General features: G+C 36.0%; 3 protein-coding genes. 2 read left to right on the top strand and 1 reads right to left on the bottom strand.

Translation table 11 applies throughout. The annotated features are described in order from the left end of the window. The coding region (locus AC1DRQ_RS30500) for a glycosyltransferase family 4 protein (RefSeq protein ID WP_477429726.1) at positions 1–1,035 on the top strand (1,035 nt) is incomplete at its 5' end. Then, positions 1,028–1,774, top strand: a complete 747-nt coding sequence (locus tag AC1DRQ_RS30495) for a WecB/TagA/CpsF family glycosyltransferase (RefSeq protein WP_477429724.1) — start codon at positions 1,028–1,030, stop codon at positions 1,772–1,774. The genes AC1DRQ_RS30500 and AC1DRQ_RS30495, both read left to right, overlap by 8 nt. A gap of 69 nt (positions 1,775–1,843) precedes the next feature. Here the strand turns inward: AC1DRQ_RS30495 and AC1DRQ_RS30490 are convergent, their stop codons facing one another. Then, on the bottom strand, positions 1,844–2,860 hold the full coding sequence (locus AC1DRQ_RS30490; protein ID WP_429394394.1) for a glycosyl hydrolase: 1,017 nt from the start codon (positions 2,858–2,860) through the stop codon (positions 1,844–1,846). Between the last annotated feature and the right edge of the window lie 106 nt (positions 2,861–2,966).

Below are 2,966 nucleotides of genomic sequence, written 5' to 3'. Positions count from 1 at the left end.
GGTATTGCTACGGTGGCGTCAACAATTATTAAATTAAGTAAACATGAAACTTTTCTCTTTGAAATGGGTTATCGGGATGATAACAATAATGGCAAAGGGCTTAAATGGTTTACTAAGCAGGTTGCATTTTTAGTAAAGTTTCCATATTTTTTAATAAAGAATAAAATACAACTGGTTCACTTAAACGTTCCGTTTGATGCTATGGGAATATTGCGTGAATATGCGGCCCTGGTTATTGCTAAACTATTGCGTAAAAAGGTTATAGTACATATTCATGGCGGTAAATACCTGATGTTGCCCACAAACAGCAAGTTTTTGGATTTTTTTATACAGCGCATCTTAAATGATTGTGATAAGGTTATAGTACTCAGTGAGATTGAAAATAAAGTGGTTGAGGAAAACTTTAAATTTAAAGGTGCAATTAGCCTTGAAAATGCAGTAGATACCTCATATTTTAATTATAACCAAAAGGGTAATAGTAACAAAAAACCACAGGTGCTTTATCTGGCCCGGATTACCGAAAGTAAGGGTATTGACGATATTATAGAAGCTGTAAAATTATTATATCCCGAAGTAAGCTTTAGATTTGTGATCTGTGGGGCAGGGCCTGATCTTGATCATTTTGTTTCTTCATGTGAAAAAATTATGGGCGAAGATGCAATTTATAAGGGCGTGGTAGCCGGGGATGAAAAATTGAAGATCATACATGAATCTGATATATTTTTATTACCATCAAGACACAGTGAGGGGCTTCCGATGTCGCTATTGGAAACAATGTCATGCGGTTTGGTTCCGGTTGTTACAGACGAGGCTTCAATGAAGTTTGTGGTGCAACCCGAAGTTAACGGATTAAGAGTATTGAAATRCAACGGACAGGACATTTATCATCAAATGAAAAATTTGATGCAGGACAATGAAAAACTAAAAGCGCTTTCTTTTGCTGCCAGCGAAACAATTAAGTTGAACTACGATACCCGGAATTACGTAAAAAAATTAGAAGATAWTTATTCAGAATTAATTAAAGAAAATGTCTAAAAATAAGATTCTCAATATTGATATAGCATCTATCCATTTGGATGATCTGTTGGCTAAATTAAAAAAAGGGGTACTTTTTACTCCTAATGTTGATCACGTAATAAAGTTGCAAAAAGACGAAGAATTTTATAAGGCATATAACCACGCTGATTGGGTTATATGTGATAGCAAAATCCTGAATATGGCAGCTAAGTTTATAGGGACAGGTTTTAAAGAGGTTATTCCGGGATCGTCATTTTTACCGGCTTTTTATAATTATCATAAAAATAATAAAGACGTTAAGATATTTTTACTGGGCGCGGCCGAAGGCGTGGCCGAAAAAGCAATGAACAATATCAATGAAAAAGTAGAGGCCAATATGGTTGTAGGAGCATATTCGCCCACCTTTACATTTGAGCATAATAAGCAGGAATGCCAGGACATAGTTGATCGTATATATAATTCTGGCGCTAACATCCTTGTAGTTGGCTTAGGCGCTCCTAAGCAGGAAAAGTGGATAGTTAAGTATAAGGATCAATTAAAAAATATAGACTTGTTTATGGCCCTGGGTGCAACAATTGATTTTGAAGCCGGGAATATTAAAAGGGCACCCATGTTATACCAAAAATTACATATGGAATGGGCCTACAGGTTATTAAAAGAGCCTAAAAGATTATGGAAAAGGTATCTTATTGATGACGTGCCGTTTTTATTTTATATCATTCAGCAAAAGTTTGGGGTATATAAAAATCCTTTTTAATAAACAGCTGTAATTTACATAGACTATTTATTAAAAAGGATTTTACTCATGCTTGTTTATGTTACTTTACTACTGTAAAGTAATTGAATAGGGCTGATTCATCATTTTCTTGAAATTGGGATTATCTCTTATCCCAATTTTAGCTTGATCCCACCCATTCCATTGTAAAAAGTAAGCTGCTTTTCCTCGTAAAAGATCAATTAGGTCCATCTCATCAAAAGTGCCGTATCCCGCAGCTGTTGGCCCAACCTCACCTACTACAATGGGCTTATTAAACGCTTTAAGGTCTTCATAATCAGGAAACACTGGCCTTGGGGTATACATATCTATACCAACCACATCTACATATTGTGCACCCGGATATGTTGCTTGAAGAGTTGATGTGTACTTATTTTGTTTGTTAGGTGTATATACCCATATCAGGTTTTTTAAACCATACTCGTTTACAAAAGTATTGTACATATCCTTCCAAAGGTTTTTATAAGCTTCGGTATTTGTTGCTCTTCTGCCACCATCTGTGCCCCACCAAAACCAATTACCATTCATTTCATGAAACGGGCGCCATAAAACTACCACGCCGTTATCCTGTAGCTGTTTCAGGGCTAAAGCCACCTTGGTCAGTTCTTGCCTGTAGCTTATTTTGGCAGCTGAGTTTGGCGCGTTGCTTAACAGTGCGTTCAGATCGATTATGTTTTTGTACTTTATGCTGTTCATCCGGCAATTGTATTTGCCATCGTCAAAGGGGTTATCCGCATGCCAGCTAATTGCAACCAGTCCACCTCTTTTCCATTGGCCAATAGCAAAAGTATTAATGGCATTCAAATCATTTCCAACCGTGTATCCATATTCTAACCCTATTAGTGCAGGGTATTTGCCAGTTGAATCTTTTAAAGCCTGTACAAATCTGTTAAAACCGTATGATGTTAATTTCCCATTTTCACAATGCTGGCCTACAATTACCTTTCTGTTTTTTATGGCATCATTTAAATAATTAATAACATCACTCTTGCTGCGATTTGTTTGAGCAAAAGTTGAAATGCAGAAAACGCTGAAGGTGAAAAGGAGAACGCTTTTTTTTGTGATCATTTTTCTTAATGTATTTATCCGTGTGTATAACGCTTTTTTATTCAAATTGTTACCTCATTCCTTATTATGAGCATAAACTGTGTACTTAAATGTGCACTTAAGAAGG

The sequence above is a fragment of the Mucilaginibacter sp. P4_E8 genome, assembly GCF_056401495.1.
The sequence above is the reverse complement of the archived record's forward strand: the minus strand, read 5'-3'. Positions and strand labels throughout refer to the sequence as shown.

What these genes read in the sequence shown, in the direction of transcription:
- AC1DRQ_RS30490 (WP_429394394.1), bottom strand. Translation starts at nt 2,860, where the DNA reads ATGATCACAAAAAAAAGCGTTCTCCTTTTCACCTTCAGCGTTTTCTGC.
- AC1DRQ_RS30495 (WP_477429724.1), top strand. Translation starts at nt 1,028, where the DNA reads ATGTCTAAAAATAAGATTCTCAATATTGATATAGCATCTATCCATTTG.